Origin of the sequence: Woronichinia naegeliana WA131, assembly GCA_025370055.1 — a bacterium.
Classification (GTDB): Bacteria; Cyanobacteriota; Cyanobacteriia; order Cyanobacteriales; family Microcystaceae; genus Woronichinia; species Woronichinia naegeliana.
Genome location: CP073041.1, coordinates 4,631,138 through 4,648,319, shown reverse-complemented (window position 1 = coordinate 4,648,319; position 17,182 = coordinate 4,631,138). Strand labels below are relative to the sequence as shown.

Here is a 17,182-nt window from a genome sequence, read left to right as displayed (position 1 = left end):
TTGGCAAAATTCAAATAAATTAGCTAGAAAGTTCTATATCCTAACCCATTGTAAGATTTTTGGGTCTTTATCGTAACGATAATTAAAACCATCCTTAGCAGTAATTGTTTTGCCTAAACTAGCTCGATTCCGAACACTACCTAAAGAATAATCAGTGAGTGCTTGCATTTGTTTATGGGATAAACCCTCTGTTATTTCAGGCATTGCTTGAATTTCTGACTGATCCTCAGTTTTAAAGTCGGATAAAGTCTCTTCTATTTTTACCTCCTGGGAATTTCCTAAATTTGTTGATCTGACTTCTACGGTATTAACTTTTTTTTGCTGATAATCTGCGACGGTTGATAGTTGCCAATGGGAATTTTCGGTTAACTCTAAGACCCATTGATGGTAATTAAATAAACTTTCTCGATGACCCACACTAATAAAAGTGGTTTCAGTTTCTTGTAATTGTTGATATAAGCTGGCTTCGTTTGGTAAATCTAAGGCACTGGTTGCTTCATCTAAGATAGTAAAGGTAGGGCGAGTAATCAATAGTCGGGCAAAGGCTAATCTTTGCTGTTCTCCGAGAGATAAAACCTGTTCCCAATTAACTTCTCGATCAAAGCTATTTTTTTCAGTTAATAAATGTTGAAGATTGACTTTTTTTAGGATAATTTCTAATTCTTGATCGCTGATTTGAACATCTGCATGGGGATAAAGTAATTGCTCGCGTAAAGTGCCAAGAATAATATAAGGGCGTTGGGGTAAAAATAACATATCGGACAAAGGAGGACGGACTAAACGACCACTGCCCGCCTTCCATAAACCCGCGATCGCCCGTAACAAAGAACTTTTTCCCCTGCCACTGGGGCCGATAATTAATAGGCTTTCTCCCAACGGGACAGAAACCGATAAATTCTCCACAATCACCTTTTGATAATCGGGAGTTTGTAGGGTAAAATTCTCGAAAGCCAGACGATTATCTTCTAGGGTTGTAATACGACTTAAGTTTTTCGGTTCTTCACCTGCAACTTTTAAAGCATCGGCAAAAGCGGCTAACCGTTCAATATAATTCGAGACTTTACCCGATGTTCCCCATTCAGTAATTAATTGTCCCAGGGCATTGGAAAAAAGAAAACAACATAAACTGGCTTGACTAATCTCCCCATAATCAATTTCATTTTGAATAAACATGGGTGTCAAAATAAACATTGAAAATATACCAATCGCTGACTGATAACCCCGATTAAAAAGATTATTAAACCGTTCCCAATTAATGAGTTTTTCTGAGCTTTGGATAACCCGTTCAAAACGACGTTCAATCATTTTTGCTTCCTGCTCTTCTCCCTGAAAAAAAGCAATGGATTCCGCATGGTTACGAACATGGGTTAACGCATAACTATAATCTGCCTTATAATTAAGTTCGGATTGATTAATTTTGTTTAATTCCTGGGTTAGATAAATCGCCACTAAATTTCCTGCGATCGTGTAGATTACTAAATACACGGCAATTTGCTGAGAAATTGTCCAAAGAATAATTGAAAAAGTAATCATTTGTAACCCTTTTTCCACCAAGGTAATTAAAAACCTTAAGGTCATGGTGGTAATTGGTTCAATTTCTTGAGATAATCTTTGATCAGGATTTTTTAAATCTGAGGTGAAATTAATGTTATAATAAGCACGGTCATTGAGATATTTCTTAACGGTTTGTGTACTGAGCCATTTATACCAATCTAAAGCGACTTTGCGACGAATAAACTGAGAAAAAGCAAATAACCCTGTTACAACCACAATCAATAAACTGGATAGCCACAGGGTATTTAGATATTTAGAAAGGTCTCTATCTTGGATAATAATATCGAGGACATAACGATTCCAATAGCTACTAAAAGCCTCCACCCCCACTGTCGCCAAAACGGTTAGAATTATCAATGCTGACATTCCCCAGGAAATGATCACATCTCCAAAGGCTCGTCCATTTAACTCGGTTGGATACCAATAGGGTTGAGCTACAATTTTAAGATTTTTCCAAAATTGACCAAACAGTGAAAAGGGATTATTGGAGGACTGCTCAGATACAACGGGGGTTTGCATAGCGTAAAAAGTAGTATATTTTCGAGATTCCCTGGGTGAAGAACAAAACGGCTACAATTGGAATAAACCAGACTGTCTCTCACCACTTTACGATAAAAGTCTCTAGGGGTAAAGCTTGGGAACAATATTTTGAGCTAAATAGCCGCAAATACTGCTAGAATTGAGCAGAATGGGGCGAACAAAGTGCCAGTCCTCCCTAACTTTGATCAATTTTTCTAAGTTTTAACATCCAATTTAATCTATTTTTTAAGATGACTAACATGATTAATCATTTTTTAATCGCTGAAAATTACCAGGAGAAAATCAATGGCTGAACAACGATCCGTCTTAAGGTTCAATGGCATAGATGATCATATCGAGTTATCCCAAGGATTTTTCAATATTGATAATAGCATCACCATTGCATTTTGGGCAAAGGGAGAAAACAATTTAGCGACAGAAACGACTCTTTTAGAGGCTTTTAATCAGGAAAATAACCGCGTTTTACATATTACTCTTCCCTGGGGCGATCCAGTCACTCCTTCTATTTTTTGGGACGCAGGTAATGAAGAAGGTTTTGATCGGATTGAAAAAAAAGTTAAGCTCAAGGATTATAATCATTGGACTCATTGGGCCTTTGTCAAAAACGCGATCGCGGGTCGAATGTTGATCTATCGCAACGGTCTGATTTGGCATCGTGGCAACGGTCATAACCGTACCTTAACAGGCATTGAAAAAATAACCTTGGGAGCATCCGTTAAGCTCTCTCATTATTGGCAAGGTTATCTTACCGAACTGTCTATTTGGAATCAAGCGCGTAGTCAAGAAGAAATCCAAAAAGATATGTATCAATATCCTCTAGGAGATGAAATTGGCTTAGTCACTTATTTATCGCTCAATGGTAATGTGGAGGATCAAACCAGCTATAACAATAATGGTATTCCCTATGGGACAAGCTGGCAACTAGATAGTCTTCCTCCAAAATCATCCTTTGCCCCTAAATCCAAAACTCGAACCAACAGTCATGCTAAAAGTAAGACTAAAAGAACAACCATGATCAACGAAATTTTTGACTCCATTGAAGAAGAATCTCCTTTAGAAACTGATGAATTGACTGAAGTTATTACTACCGATGAAAATGCTGCCGAGGTGATAAATTCTGACTTACCGATTGAATCAGAGGCTATCACCATTAACCATCAAGAAGTATTAATTTTGGAAACACCAGAAATGCTCACTGAATTGGATGAAGTGCTTGAGCAGGATTCTCAACCCGAAAATCAAGAATCTTCTGTCATAGAAAATTTAGAACCAATTATCATTGCCGAAGAAACTGCTTTTTCTGATCAAACAAATGAAACTATTGAGGAGATTTCTGAAACTGCAATTCCTGAAACTACAACTTCTGAATCCATTCCCCTGGCTGACTCAATTCAGAAAAAACGGTTAATTATTTGTTGTGATGGTTCTTGGCAGGAATCTGCGGGGACTTATCCCAGTAATGTAGTTAAATTTGCCCAATCTATCAAGTATATTGCTGAAGATCAAACTCCCCAAATCGTCTTTTTATCAGGGTATGGCACAACTGAAGATAATGATTTTATTAAATGTTTAGAGAATGAAACTTTTGGTTGGGGTCTTGATCGCATGATTCAAGATGCCTATCGTTTTCTTTGCATTAACTATAATCCTGAAACCCAAGATGAAATCTATTTATTCGGTTTTAGTCGGGGAGCCTATGCCGTTCGTTGTTTAGCCAGTTTAATGGATAAATGTGGACTGTTAAAACGCTCCAAAGTTGGAGAGATACCCCAAGCTTATCAACTTTATAGAGACCATACCGTTCGTTCTGATAGTGCTAAAGCTCAGGAATTCCGTGAAGCTAATGCTCAAAAAATAGATACAGAAAAGGAATATCTTCAGCATCGTATTCCCATTAAAATGTTAGGTTGTTGGGATACGGTGGGAACTTTTGGCATTCCTGATTTAACCCCTTGGTTTCCCCTCGCTAAGTTTTATCATCAAAAATATGAATTTAGCGATACAAAATTAAGTCCCATTATTCAGAATGCCTTTCATGCTGTGGCCATTGATGAAAAACGCAAAAACTTTCCTTCAACTCCCCTAAAAACCAATCCTCAAAATCCTGAGCAAGTTGTCAAAGAAGTTTTATTTGCCGGTGAACATAGCTGTATCGGTGGCGGAAAAAAAGACTATCAAGGACTTTCCGATTACCCGTTACAATGGATGATTAATCAGGCTAAAAAATTGGGATTGGAATTTGACTCAACGGAATCTGAAAGTGAGGAATTCCAAATCAAACTAGACCCAACAATTAAGTTCGATAACAGTGTTAAGGGCTTGTCGGCTTTAGGGGGTGAAGAATGGCGATCTTTTAACACCAAAGTTGTCACTGTTCATCATAGTGTGGTCAAACGATTGAAGGCTTGTTCCGATTATCGCCCTAAAAATCTTGAACCTTTTCTTCAGGATTTACTCGACAATGATAAACCAACGGAGTAAGTCTAAACTACTCTTTACAACTAAGCTGTCACGAATTTAGATTGCATAATGATTTTGCTGAAAGTCTTGTAACAAGGGGCGATCATCTCCTTGCCTGTATGCGTTTTAAATAATTAACAGTTTCAACTTACTGGTGAGTGCGAAGTTTTCCGTCAGACATTTTGACAAAACACCTAAAAGCCTTGTCTTAAAAGCGTTTTAGCGATTGTGGGACTTAAGGAGCGTTGGGGGCTGAAACCCTAATAAACTCGTTGATTCTCCTAGAACTTCGCACTGTCCAGTAACAAACGTTACAAATTTTCAATGAATCTAGTATTGTTTCCCTGAGTTTCTATGCTACGATCCTCGGAAAATTCGCATGAATGCAGGTTTACCATGACAAGCCCCTCTGTTGCTACGGTTTTAACGACGGTTTACGATCAATTAGGGAGGAGGAAAGAACTATGCTTTTATTAAGTAATAGGTCACTTTGTGGTATAGAACGAGGTAAAGAAATTGGTAAGGAAATTGGGGCTTTACAAAATTCTCGCACTGCGATTAAAACGGTTTTACAGGCTCGACTTGGCAGTGTTACTTCAGATGTTGAAAATTCTTTAAGTGAAATTTCTGATTTGTCTATTTTAAATCAAATCTTAACAATAGCCGCAACAGTTAACTCTCTAGAGGATTTTCGACGATCTATCGGCGGGATACAATCCCAATTGTCAATCACGGGAAATTAATGAACTCCTTTACTGCCAACTATGACGAATCATGGAAAGAAGCATTAAACGAATATTTTGATGACTTTCTGTCCTTCTTTTTTCCTGAAATTTACCAACAGATTGATTGGACAATTCTTCCCCAATCGTTAGATAAAGAGTTGCAACAAATTACGGCTTCTTCGGATACAGAAAAATGTATTGCCGATAAGCTCTATCAAGTTTGGTTATTAGATAACCAGGACATTTGGATACTCGTTCATATCGAGGTACAAAGTCAGTATGATGCTGAATTTTCTAGGCGAATGTATATCTACAATTACCGTGCTTTTGATTTGTATCACAAGCCTGTGGTCAGTTTAGCTATTCTGGGAGATGAGCGGACTAATTGGCGACCGAATAGTTTTCGCTATGGTTTTGCTGGCTCTGAGGTGACAATCAAGTTCTTGATCGCTAAACTGTTGGATTATGAGTCGCGCTGGGCTGAATTGGAGTCTAGTCTGAATCCGTTTGCTATGATTGTGATGGCACACCTGAAGACGAAGGCAACGACGGGAAATCCTGAGCAACGGGAGGTTTGGAAGTGGTCTTTAATTCGAGGGTTGTATGATCGGGGATTAACGAGAGAAAAGATTATCAAGCTGTTTCAAATTATTGACAGAATGATGACTTTACCTAATCCTTTACAAGAAAGTTTAGATTTTAAAATTCAACAATTTGAGGAGGAAAGAACAATGCCTTTATTAAGTAATATGGAACTTCGTGGTATGGAACGAGGTATGGAACGAGGTATGGAAATTGGTAAGGAGATTGGTAAGGAGATTGGTAAGGAAATTGGTGCATTGCAAAATGCTCGTGATTATATCAAGGCAGTTTTAAAAGTTCGCTTTGGTGAGGTTTCTTTCGGCGTTGATAGTTCGCTTGAGCAGGTTTCTGATTTATCGGTGTTAGATGAGTTGCTTAAGTTGGCGGTGACGGTTGATTCTCTCGAGGATTTTCGGCAGTCTGTCGGCAGAATACAAGCTCAATCGTCAATCAAGGGAAATTAATGAACTCCGTTACTGCTAACTATGACGAATCTTGGAAAGAAGCACTAAACGAATATTTTGACGACTTTCTGTTCTTCTTTTTTCCTGAAATTTACCAACAGATTGATTGGACAATTCTTCCCCAATCGTTAGATAAAGAGTTGCAACAAATTACGGCTTCTTCGGATACAGAAAAATGTATTGCCGATAAGCTCTATCAAGTTTGGTTATTAGATAACCAGGACATTTGGATACTCGTTCATATCGAGGTACAAAGTCAGTATGATGTTGAATTTTCTAGGCGAATGTATATCTACAACTACCGTGCTTTTGATTTGTATCACAAGCCTGTGGTCAGTTTAGCTATTCTGGGAGATGAGCGGACTAATTGGCGACCAAATCGTTTTCGTTATGGTTTTGCTGGCTCTGAGGTGACAATCAAGTTCTTGATCGCTAAACTGTTGGATTATGAGTCACGCTGGGCTGAATTAGAGTCGAGTTTGAATCCGTTTGCTATGATTGTGATGGCACACCTGAAAACGAAGGCAACGACGGGCAATCCTGAACAAAGGGAGGTTTGGAAGTGGTCTTTGATTCGAGGGTTGTATGATCGGGGCTTAACGAGGGAAAAGATTATCAAACTGTTTCAAATTATTGACAGAATGATGACTTTACCTAGTTTTTTACAAGAAAGTTTAGATTTTAAAATTCAACAATTTGAGGAGGAAAGAACCATGCCTTTATTAAGTAATATGGAACTTCGTGGTCTAGAACGAGGCAAGGAAATTGGCAAGGAAATTGGCAAGGAAATTGGCAAGGAAATTGGGGCTTTACAAAATTCTCGCGCTGCAATTAAAACGGTTTTACAGGCTCGACTTGGCAATGTTACTTCAGATGTCGAAAGTCATTTAAGCCAAATTTCCGATTTATTTATTTTAAATCAAATTCTAACAATCGCGGCAACTGTTAACTCTCCAGATGATTTCTGGCAGTCTTTGGAAGGAATACAGTCAACAATTTGAGGAGGAAAGAACCATGCTTTTATTAAGTAATAGGTCACTTCGTGGTATGGAACGAGGTAAGGAAATTGGTGCATTGCAAAAAGCTCGTGACTATATTAAGGCGGTTTTACTAGTTCGTCTTGGTGAACTTACCTTAGAAATAGAAACTTATCTGATGGGAATTTCTGATTTATCGGTTTTGGATGAGTTGCTTAAGTTGGCGGTGACGGTTGATTCTCTGGAGGATTTTCAGCAGTCTATCGGCAGAATACAAGCCCAATTGTCAATCACGGAAAATTAGAGCCAAGTAAGAATGTTTCAAGTCACAATCTTGATGTTGCACTCTCCAATAATCATGTTTCGAGTCGCAATCTTAATGCGGTGTTCTCCAATAAGAACGTTTCAATCTGCAATCTTAATGTTGTACTCTGCAATAATAACGTCGCATTTTCCAATAAGAACGATTCAATCCGCAATCTTAATGCTTCACTCTCCAAGCGATTGGGTCTGGAATTAGGAGAGATGCAGAACGCTACAACCTCTGATGGAAAGGGGTTTGGGCTTATTTGGGTTGTCAGTATGATGGATTTTGTGCTAACTATGACTTTTCTATGTTGAAAAAATAGTTGGTTGTATTGTAAAATGTAAAGTAATTTTTCACACACAGGAGGAGTTTATGTCTAACGTTTCTGTTTCAAGTCTCGCGTCTGTTTATGCCCAACTTACGGATTTTGCTAATCTGAGCAATTTCTGGAGTCTTTTTAATACGGCTTTTGGCTCAAGTTATGATTCGGTAAAGGCGGCAAGTTTCCGCTCGCAATGGCAAAGTGGGGATTTTAGTTTGTTTCCCCAGATTGAAGTTGTCAGTGGAGATGTTCTGGGTACGGCGAATGGAGCTTATGCGATTAGTACGAATAAGATTTATTTGTCGGATGCGTTTATCAGTTCGGCGAGTCAGCAGTCTTTGGAGGCGGTGATTTTGGAGGAATTTGGGCATTTTGTGGATGCTCAGGTGAATGCAACGGATACGGCAGGGGATGAAGGGGAATTGTTTTCGGCTTTGGTGCGAGGAGTTAGTTTAAGTTCGGCTGAGTTGAGTCGGATTAAAACGGAAGATGATCATGCGGTGGTGGTGATTGGGGGAAAAAACGTCGCGATCGAACAAGCATTATCCCCTGATCCTGGCAGCACCTTCAACACAGCTTATAACATTGGGAATCTTGCGGGAACTCGAACTTTTACTGAATCTATTAGCACTACAGACATAAGTGATTATTACAAATTCTCCCTAACAGGAACAAACAATATCACCTTACAGTTGAGCGGAGTTACTCAAAACTATCTTTATGCCAAAATTTATTACGATAGCAATAATAATGGCTTGATTGATAGTGGAGATGAACTTTATTCTAATATCGCTGGCTCTGGTTATAATGCTCAAATTAACACAACATTAGGAGCAGGAAATTACTACATTGGCGTTTCACAATACTACAGCAACGTTAACTCCAACTATTCTCTACAATTATCAGCCACATCTGCACCTGCTTCTATTGCTTCTAATCCTGGTAACACACTCAGCACGGCATACAATATTGGCAATCTGACTGGAACTCAAACTATCACAGAATTTGTCGGAAGTGTAGATCTTTTTGATTACTATAAATTCTCTCTGACAGGCACAAATGATATTACCTTACAGTTGAGCGGAGTTACTCAAAACTATCTTTATGCCAAAATTTATTACGATAGCAATAATAATGGCTTGATTGATAGTGGAGATGAACTTTATTCTAATATCGCTGGCTCTGGTTATAATGCTCAAATTAACACAACATTAGGAGCAGGAAATTACTACATTGGCGTTTCACAATACTACAGCAACGTTAACTCCAACTATTCTCTACAATTATCAGCCACATCTGCACCTGCTTCTATTGCTTCTAATCCTGGTAACACACTCAGCACGGCATACAATATTGGCAATCTGACTGGAACTCAAACTATCACAGAATTTGTCGGAAGTGTAGATCTTTTTGATTACTATAAATTCTCTCTGACAGGCACAAATGATATTACCTTACAGTTGAGCGGAGTTACTCAAAACTATCTTTATGCCAAAATTTATTACGATAGCAATAATAATGGCTTGATTGATAGTGGAGATGAACTTTATTCTAATATCGCTGGCTCTGGTTATAATGCTCAAATTAACACAACATTAGGAGCAGGAAATTACTACATTGGCGTTTCACAATACTACAGCAACGTTAACTCCAACTATTCTCTACAATTATCAGCCACATCTGCACCTGCTTCTATTGCTTCTAATCCTGGTAACACACTCAGCACGGCATACAATATTGGCAATCTGACTGGAACTCAAACTATCACAGAATTTGTCGGAAGTGTAGATCTTTTTGATTACTATAAATTCTCTCTGACAGGCACAAATGATATTACCTTACAGTTGAGCGGAGTTACTCAAAACTATCTTTATGCCAAAATTTATTACGATAGCAATAATAATGGCTTGATTGATAGTGGAGATGAACTTTATTCTAATATCGCTGGCTCTGGTTATAATGCTCAAATTAACACAACATTAGGAGCAGGAAATTACTACATTGGCGTTTCACAATACTACAGCAACGTTAACTCCAACTATTCTCTACAATTATCAGCCACATCTGCACCTGCTTCTATTGCTTCTAATCCTGGTAACACACTCAGCACGGCATACAATATTGGCAATCTGACTGGAACTCAAACTATCACAGAATTTGTCGGAAGTGTAGATCTTTTTGATTACTATAAATTCTCTCTGACAGGCACAAATGATATTACCTTACAGTTGAGCGGAGTTACTCAAAACTATCTTTATGCCAAAATTTATTACGATAGCAATAATAATGGCTTGATTGATAGTGGAGATGAACTTTATTCTAATATCGCTGGCTCTGGTTATAATGCTCAAATTAACACAACATTAGGGGCAGGGAACTACTATGTTGGGATTTCACAATACTACAGCAACGTTAACTCTAACTATTCTCTAACTTTAGTCAATATTACGAATCCAAACCCAAGTATTACCCTAGCAGTAGCACCAACAAGTGTATTAGAAGACGGAACCAACAATCTAGTTTATACCTTCACTCGTACGGGCCCAATAACTAACGCCCTAACAGTTAACTATGGGATTACAGGAACCGCAACCAATGGCACAGATTATGCAACCATTGGAACAAGTGTTACCTTTGCCGCCAACTCTGCAATAGCAACCGTTACCGTAAACCCCACAGCTGATACCACCATCGAAAATAACGAAACCGTAGCCCTAACCCTAGCAACAGGAATAGGCTACACCATTGGAACCACAACAGCAGTAACAGGAACCATCACCAACGATGATGTTGCAACCTTACCGAGTATTACCTTAGCCATAACCCCAACAAGTGTATTAGAAGACGGAACCCCTAACCTGATTTATACCTTCACCCGCACAGGAGCAACAACCAACGCCTTAACCGTTAACTACGGGATTACAGGAACTGCAACCAACGGCACAGATTACGCAACGATTGGAACCAGTGTTACCTTTGCCGCCAACTCTGCAACAGCGACCGTTACCGTAAATCCCACAGCCGATACCACAATAGAAAATAACGAAACCGCAGTCCTAACCCTAGCAACAGGAACAAGCTACACCATTGGAACCACAACAGCCGTCACAGGAACTATTACCAACGACGATGGCCCTACCATTAGCCTGGGATTAAACTATAGTGCCATCAGCGAAGATAGCCCCAGTAATTTCATCTATACCTTCACCCGCACAGGAGCCACAACCAATTCCCTAACCGTTAACTACAGCATCGCAGGAACCGCCCTTAGTACCGACTATACAGGCGCAACCCCAGGCACAAGCAAAACCATCACCTTTGCGGCAGGTTCAGCCACCGCCACATTAACTCTTGACCCAACGGCGGACACCACCCTAGAACCCAACGAAACTGTCATCCTACAACTCGTCAGTGGAACAGAATACACAATCGGTACAACAGCTACCCAAACCGCCACGATCATTAACGATGACAACACTCGTAACCAACAAGGAACCAATGGCAACAGTGTTTTACTAGGAAAAAACTATAGCGACTACCTCACAGGAGGAACAGGTAATGACATTCTCAACGGTGCAGGCAATAGTGATTACCTCACAGGAGCAGCAGGAAATGATACCCTCACAGGAGGAAGCGGAGGTGATACCTTTTTCTTCGCTAATGCCAATCTCGGAATAGATACCATCACAGACTTTACCCCCAACGAAGACACCATTTTTGTCTCCGCTCAAGGCTTCGGCAGTGGTTTAATCGCAGGGAATCCCTTAACCCAAACCCAATTTATTCTTGGTTCCAGTGCGACCAGCGCGAGTCAGCGTTTTATTTATAACTCCACCAACGGAGCTTTATTATTTGATGCCGATGGAAACGGACTAGGAACTGCCAAACAAATTGCAACCTTGAGTGTCGGTTTAGCCCTAACCTCTGAGGATATTTTTGTGAATTAAAGATCAAGGCGATCGGTCTAGAACATTACCAATTTTTCGGACTTGTACAAGAGTTCTAATGCTAAACTAAAAGTCCGAACTCAATTAAATCAGGGTAACTCCACCCTCCACAGGTAAAATTACACCTGTCATATAGGGGTTGGTGAGCAAACTCAATACTGCCAGGGCGATTTCTTCGGGTTGTCCTAAATGTTCGACGGGCAAGGCAGCGATCGCCCATTTGCTAAGGTCTGAGCGTTCCGACTCACCTTGACTAGTCCAGATGCTGGTGTCCTCGATTAATCCAGGGGCAACAACATTAACGCGAATAGGAGCGAGTTCTAGGGCGAGAGCGCGTCCAAATACAGCTACGGCACTATTGGCGGCGGCGATGACGGAAATTCCGCCCATTTTGGAATGTTTAAACATACTGACGCTGGATGTCAGGGTGATAGAACCGTCCTTTGCCAAAGTTTTGAGCGCACCACGCACCGCTAAAAAGGTTCCCCAGAATTTCTCCATGCCTCCCTGGGCTGTTTCTAGGGTCATTTCGGTTAATAGCGATCGCGGCATATTTCTGTCACCGAGAGCCGTCACCACTAAATGGTCAAAGTTGCCAATTTCTTCAAAAAAAGCATTAACACAATCTTCTTGTAAAACATTAACCGTTTTGGCTTCAATCTCGCCTGAAATGAGGGCAACGGCCGCATCTAATTGCTCTTGAGAAGCGTGGGAAAGCACCACTTTTGCCCCCACTGCCAACATCTTTTCGGCGATCGCTAGGTCAATCCCTGAGCTTGCACCCATAATAACGACTTTTTTACCTGACAATGACTCAAACATTTTTTTGTCTCCAAAAATTCAAGAAAAATTTTAAATGATTACAGTATATTGACTGGTTTTTGGGCAGAAACTAACCAATAAGTTATTACCGAGGAACTTAGCAAACCATCCAGAGCAGTAATATTGAGATTATAGGTTTCTTCGTCTAATTTTTCTGATTGCAATTCCTCTGTCAACCAGGACTTGAGATGGCGAAAATGTCTGAACCAACACTCCTCCGTCACCTCCACAAATTCAACCTCTTTAAATCCTGCCTGTTGATAAAGATTTTGATAGTCTGCAATCTCTTTGACTGTGTTCGCCTGGGGAACTGTCCAATCTCCCAAAAGTTCTGTGGTGGCAAAACTCATATCTGAGAGAATTAACTTTCCCCCTGGTTTTAATACTCGCCACGCTTCTTGTAAGAATTTTTGCCTGGTATTAAAATAAAGAGCCGCCTCGACACAAATAATTTGCTCAAAAGAATTATCTTCAAAATTCATCTCTACCGCATCCATTAACAGAAACTTACCATCAGGAAAATTTAAGAGACTTCTTGCAATTTGTGTGGGAGAAATGTTAATCCCCACAATAGCTTCCAATGGATAATATTTGAGCAGATAATGAGTAGTTGCGCCTAAACCACAGCCAACATCAAGAATTGTTCCTTGCTTTTCGGGAATAAATTCTAAAAGTTTCTCCATCAGATTAGAAGAAGCTTCCTGTTGATTTGAGGTATGGGGAAGCCAATAACCGACATTAAAAAACTCTTTTTGGCCGTAAAACTCTCGAATCGAAGGCTCCAGAATTAAACCATCGAACCGACTAATCCATTCATTTTTATCCATTTTTAAACTCACTTTTTTTTGTGTAAATAATTCTGTACAGGCACTATTGTAACTCTGACCAAATTCCGCGACAGCGATCCACAATTAGTCCTTGAAAAATCAATTGGGTTGCGGGGTGAATATCCACTTTATACAGAGCAAAAAGACCTGTAGGACTATGTAGATTTAACTCCCTTCGAGTTAGGGATAAAGCCTTGGTTCGGTGCATTTCCACCGCTTTCAGTAGTCCTGAATAACTGATATTCCGCAGAGCTAATTGACCGTTTTTAGTGAGATAAATAGCATCATTTTGCAAGAGATATTCCAAACTAATCAAAGTAGCGTGGACATCCACATCTTTTTCTAAACCTCCTAAACGGTGAGCATCTAAACCAAAGCGAATGCAAAAATTAACAGCGACCAATTTTCCCGCTTCTTCGGCAGGTAAAGTACAGGAAGCAAATTCAAAGCCCAAACTATCGGATCGCCACTCCTCGACTCCCGCATAGGTATAGTTTTGAAACAGTTTATTTTTGAGTTTGAAGTCAAACCCTGCCCCGTTAGCATGACCCGCCTCGTGGACTTGCGTATCAAGATGGCGATAGCGTTCACCATTAACTTGATCCTCTAGGGGGGCTAATAGTAAATTAGCCGTTTTTGGTTCAAAAATTTTGCGGATACATTCGTGACTAGAACCCGTAAACCGCCGTTTTTGCTCACTGGCATTATTTAAAGCTGGCCCCTGAACACTGTGGGGAAAAGTCCATCTATGGGGAACGATAAAAGCCTCTCCCTTTTCACCGCTAACCGTGCCACAACTAGCAATTTCAGTAAAGGACAAATTTCTAGGAACAGGTTGTCTGAGAATGCCAAATTTTTCAAGACTCAAACTTTCTAATTGTTCAATGGAAGGTTCACTATTTTCATGAATTTTTCCGTAAATCGCACTCAAAGTGACTTGTTGTTTTCCCTGACGATTGATTCGATAGGGAGCAATCATTAGGAAATAACTATTTTTGCCGATAAAATTCAGATTAATAAAATCTTCGGATAAAATGCTCCAATCATCGGTTTCTAAAGCCTCTGCTGTTTTCAGAAGCCAGGGTGCAGGAATCTCACGGCTATCGGCTGCCTGTTGACGCAGTTTTTTGGCCGCGACGATAATTTTATTTTGCTCAATATCTTGGACGACTTCTTGTAATAATTCTTTTTCATTAACCAAAGTTAGAGTCATTTTTGCTCCTAAATTAATGTAGTGGTTTGACGTTGTTTTTACCTATCCCTGATCGGCTAAACTCTTAGCCATTTTAAGATTTTAGGATCTTTATCATAGTGATAGGTCAGTCCATCATTTCCTGTAATGGTTTTTCCTCGACTGGCTAGGCTTCTAATACTATTGAGGGAATAGTTGCTTAATTTCGTCATTTGTGCGTGGGAAAGTCCTTCTTCTGTCAGGATTGTTGTCGTTGGAGATTCAAGAGGGAGTTCTTTGGAAGAATTAATTTGAGGTTTCATTGCGGCTTGCTGATGAAGTAAGTTTTCGACTCTAGCCTGAGAATTATCGTCAGGAACACTACTAATTTCTTGAGCTTTTTGTCGGCGATAGTCCTGAACTGTGAGCAGTTGCCAATGAGAATCCTCGGAGAGTTCTAAAACCCATTGATGATAGTTAAAGAGACTTTCCCGATGTCCAACACTAATAAAAGTTGTGTTAGTTTTTTGTAATTGCTGATATAAATTCCCCTCATTTTTAAAGTCCAAAGCACTGGTGGCTTCATCTAGGATAGTAAAACTGGGACGGGTAATGAATACCCTGGCAAAAGCCAAACGTTGTTGCTCTCCTAGAGATAAAATGTTTTCCCAAGACTCTTCTGTATCAAAACCATTGATTCGATTGAGCAGATTTTGGAGATTGACTTGTTGTAGAACTTCTCTTAATTCTGTCTCACTTTTTTCTTGATTGCGATTGGGATAAAGTAACTGTTCTCGCAAGTTTCCTAATATTATATAGGGACGTTGGGGCAGAAATAATACTTCTTCTAGGGGGGGTCGCACTAATCGGCCTGTTCCTGCATTCCATAAACCAGCGATCGCCCGAAGCAAGGAACTTTTACCCCGACCACTCGGCCCGACAATCAATAGACCTTGCCCAGGCTGAACGGAAAGAGAAAGGTTTTCAACAATTACCTGTTCATAATCAGGAGTTTGCAAAGTTACATTTTCAAAGGCAAAATGGTTTTCTTCGATGGTTTTAATCGTGCTTACATTTTCGGGTTGTTTAACGACTTCTTCTAGGGCTTGAGAAAATTCCGATAGACGTTCAACATAACTGCTAAATCGTCCCGAAGTCCCAAATTCACTGATTAATTCCCCTAGCGCACTAGCAAACAAATTAGCCGCTAAACAGGCTTGCCCGACCTGTCCGAAACTAATGCCATCACTATTCATATACAAAGGCCCTAGAATGACAAAGGTAAATACTTGGATCGCCGCCTGATAGCCCCGATTAAATATTTCTGTGCCTCTCTCCCAATCAATTTTACGTTTAGCACTGTTCAAAAGATTATTAAATCTACGCTGAATAATACTTAATTCTTGGGTTTCTCCATCAAAGAAAGCGATTGATTCCGCATGAGTGCGAACATGGGTTAGAGCATAATTGTAATTAGCTTTAAGTTCTAATTCTTCTTGGGTAATTTTATTTAAGGCTTGATTTAGATAGATAGCAATGGCGTTACCGATGACTGTCCAAACGACTAAAAGAATGGCAACAAAAGGGGAAATTAACCAGAGAATCGCTAAAAAAGTGATCATCTCTAGAACATTTTCTAGGCAAACCGCAAAAAAACTGAGGGCGTTACTGGTAATTGGCTCAATTTCCTGGGATAGGCGTTGATCTGGGTTATCTAAATCGGATTTAAAATTAATTTTGTAATAAGCGCGATCGCTGAAATATTTTGCTAGAATCCAGCCATTCAGCCATTCATACCAATCCAGGGCGATTCTTTTCCTGAGAAATTTAAGCAATCCAACCAAAAGTGTGACCAAGAGCAGTCCAACAGCAAAAACCACCAAAGTTTTGACAAATTTATCAAAATCATCCTTGGCAATGATGACATCAACTAAATAATTACTCACAAAACTATTGAAGGCATTTAAACCCACAACGGCGAGAATTACCTCGATGAGTAAAATCAGCATCGCCCAAGCTTTAATCACATCGGAAAAAGCTCTTCCCCCCGCCATAGTCGGATACCAATAGGGAGCCGCGATCGCCTTTACACTGGCCCAAAATTGGGTAACATTGGAGATAAAATTAGTTGTCGCGTGATCTTGAGAGGCTTTGACGGACATATAGCACTTACATTTGAGTTGTGGGCATTTTAGGGTAGTAATTTTAGATTTTGGCTGGATTCGCGGAATTTATCCTGACGAAGGAAAGAATCACCACAAGCTTTGGATTAAGGTTCGTATGCTTGAGTTGTGATAAGGTACTCTCTACGCTTTATCTATTAGCATAGAGCGATGTTTCTCTCCGCCACCCCTGCTACTGCTTTTTAAACTGTCGTCATCTTACTACAAGTAACCGTTGTTTTGATAGCCAAAACTATTGTGTGCTTCTCAAACTACCACAGATTACCAAATTTCCAGCAAAAATAAATTCAGAACGATTTTG

The 17,182-nt window shown here is 39.8% G+C and carries 11 protein-coding genes; 6 read left to right on the top strand and 5 right to left on the bottom strand.

The features are described from left to right. Positions 1-33 precede the first annotated feature (33 nt). Positions 34-2,073 carry an ATP-binding cassette domain-containing protein gene (locus KA717_23240; protein ID UXE58904.1) on the bottom strand — a complete coding sequence of 680 codons (2,040 nt, stop codon included), beginning with the start codon at positions 2,071-2,073 and terminating at the stop codon, positions 34-36. A gap of 306 nt (positions 2,074-2,379) precedes the next feature. Here KA717_23240 and KA717_23235 point away from each other — a divergent pair, with 306 nt between their 5' ends. The 6 genes from KA717_23235 (at position 2,380) to KA717_23210 (ending at position 11,878) form a co-directional block, all read left to right on the top strand. Continuing rightward, on the top strand, positions 2,380-4,575 hold the full coding sequence (locus KA717_23235; protein ID UXE58903.1) for a DUF2235 domain-containing protein: 2,196 nt from the start codon (positions 2,380-2,382) through the stop codon (positions 4,573-4,575). Positions 4,576-5,018: 443 nt separating this feature from the next. Then, on the top strand, positions 5,019-5,297 hold the full coding sequence (locus KA717_23230; protein UXE58902.1) for a hypothetical protein: 279 nt from the start codon (positions 5,019-5,021) through the stop codon (positions 5,295-5,297). After that, positions 5,297-6,325 carry a hypothetical protein gene (locus tag KA717_23225; GenBank protein ID UXE58901.1) on the top strand — a complete coding sequence of 343 codons (1,029 nt, stop codon included), beginning with the start codon at positions 5,297-5,299 and terminating at the stop codon, positions 6,323-6,325. The genes KA717_23230 and KA717_23225 overlap by 1 nt, the downstream gene beginning before the upstream one ends. Continuing rightward, positions 6,325-7,326, top strand: coding sequence for a hypothetical protein (locus KA717_23220; protein UXE58900.1), 1,002 nt, complete (start codon positions 6,325-6,327; stop codon positions 7,324-7,326). Before KA717_23225 ends, KA717_23220 begins: the two co-directional genes overlap by 1 nt. Before the next feature lie 13 nt (positions 7,327-7,339). Further along, the gene (locus KA717_23215) at positions 7,340-7,606 is read left to right on the top strand and encodes a hypothetical protein (GenBank protein ID UXE58899.1); all 267 of its coding nucleotides are present in this window, start codon (positions 7,340-7,342) and stop codon (positions 7,604-7,606) included. A 375-nt stretch (positions 7,607-7,981) separates the two neighbouring features. Further along, on the top strand, positions 7,982-11,878 hold the full coding sequence (locus KA717_23210; protein ID UXE58898.1) for a hypothetical protein: 3,897 nt from the start codon (positions 7,982-7,984) through the stop codon (positions 11,876-11,878). Positions 11,879-11,962: 84 nt separating this feature from the next. On the opposite strand, the gene KA717_23205 is transcribed toward KA717_23210, so the two are convergent. From KA717_23205 to KA717_23190, 4 genes are all read right to left on the bottom strand, one after another. Beyond that, the gene (locus KA717_23205) at positions 11,963-12,664 is read right to left on the bottom strand and encodes an SDR family oxidoreductase (protein UXE58897.1); all 702 of its coding nucleotides are present in this window, start codon (positions 12,662-12,664) and stop codon (positions 11,963-11,965) included. Between the two features lie 74 nt (positions 12,665-12,738). After that, entirely contained in the window at positions 12,739-13,527 is a 789-nt protein-coding gene (locus KA717_23200) for a class I SAM-dependent methyltransferase (GenBank protein ID UXE58896.1), read from the bottom strand. A gap of 43 nt (positions 13,528-13,570) precedes the next feature. After that, positions 13,571-14,740, bottom strand: coding sequence for a DUF6014 family protein (locus tag KA717_23195; GenBank protein UXE58895.1), 1,170 nt, complete (start codon positions 14,738-14,740; stop codon positions 13,571-13,573). A 56-nt stretch (positions 14,741-14,796) separates the two neighbouring features. After that, entirely contained in the window at positions 14,797-16,860 is a 2,064-nt protein-coding gene (locus KA717_23190) for an ATP-binding cassette domain-containing protein (GenBank protein ID UXE58894.1), read from the bottom strand. Between the last annotated feature and the right edge of the window lie 322 nt (positions 16,861-17,182).

Bases quoted from the DNA above. Each gene is read 5' to 3' on its own strand.
- KA717_23215 (UXE58899.1), top strand. From the start codon at position 7,340: ATGCTTTTATTAAGTAATAGGTCACTTCGTGGTATGGAACGAGGTAAG.
- KA717_23220 (UXE58900.1), top strand. From the start codon at position 6,325: ATGAACTCCGTTACTGCTAACTATGACGAATCTTGGAAAGAAGCACTA.
- KA717_23205 (UXE58897.1), bottom strand. From the start codon at position 12,664: ATGGGTGCAAGCTCAGGGATTGACCTAGCGATCGCCGAAAAGATGTTG.
- KA717_23195 (UXE58895.1), bottom strand. From the start codon at position 14,740: ATGACTCTAACTTTGGTTAATGAAAAAGAATTATTACAAGAAGTCGTC.
- KA717_23210 (UXE58898.1), top strand. From the start codon at position 7,982: ATGTCTAACGTTTCTGTTTCAAGTCTCGCGTCTGTTTATGCCCAACTT.
- KA717_23200 (UXE58896.1), bottom strand. From the start codon at position 13,527: ATGGATAAAAATGAATGGATTAGTCGGTTCGATGGTTTAATTCTGGAG.
- KA717_23235 (UXE58903.1), top strand. From the start codon at position 2,380: ATGGCTGAACAACGATCCGTCTTAAGGTTCAATGGCATAGATGATCAT.
- KA717_23240 (UXE58904.1), bottom strand. From the start codon at position 2,073: ATGCAAACCCCCGTTGTATCTGAGCAGTCCTCCAATAATCCCTTTTCA.
- KA717_23225 (UXE58901.1), top strand. From the start codon at position 5,297: ATGAACTCCTTTACTGCCAACTATGACGAATCATGGAAAGAAGCATTA.
- KA717_23230 (UXE58902.1), top strand. From the start codon at position 5,019: ATGCTTTTATTAAGTAATAGGTCACTTTGTGGTATAGAACGAGGTAAA.
- KA717_23190 (UXE58894.1), bottom strand. From the start codon at position 16,860: ATGTCCGTCAAAGCCTCTCAAGATCACGCGACAACTAATTTTATCTCC.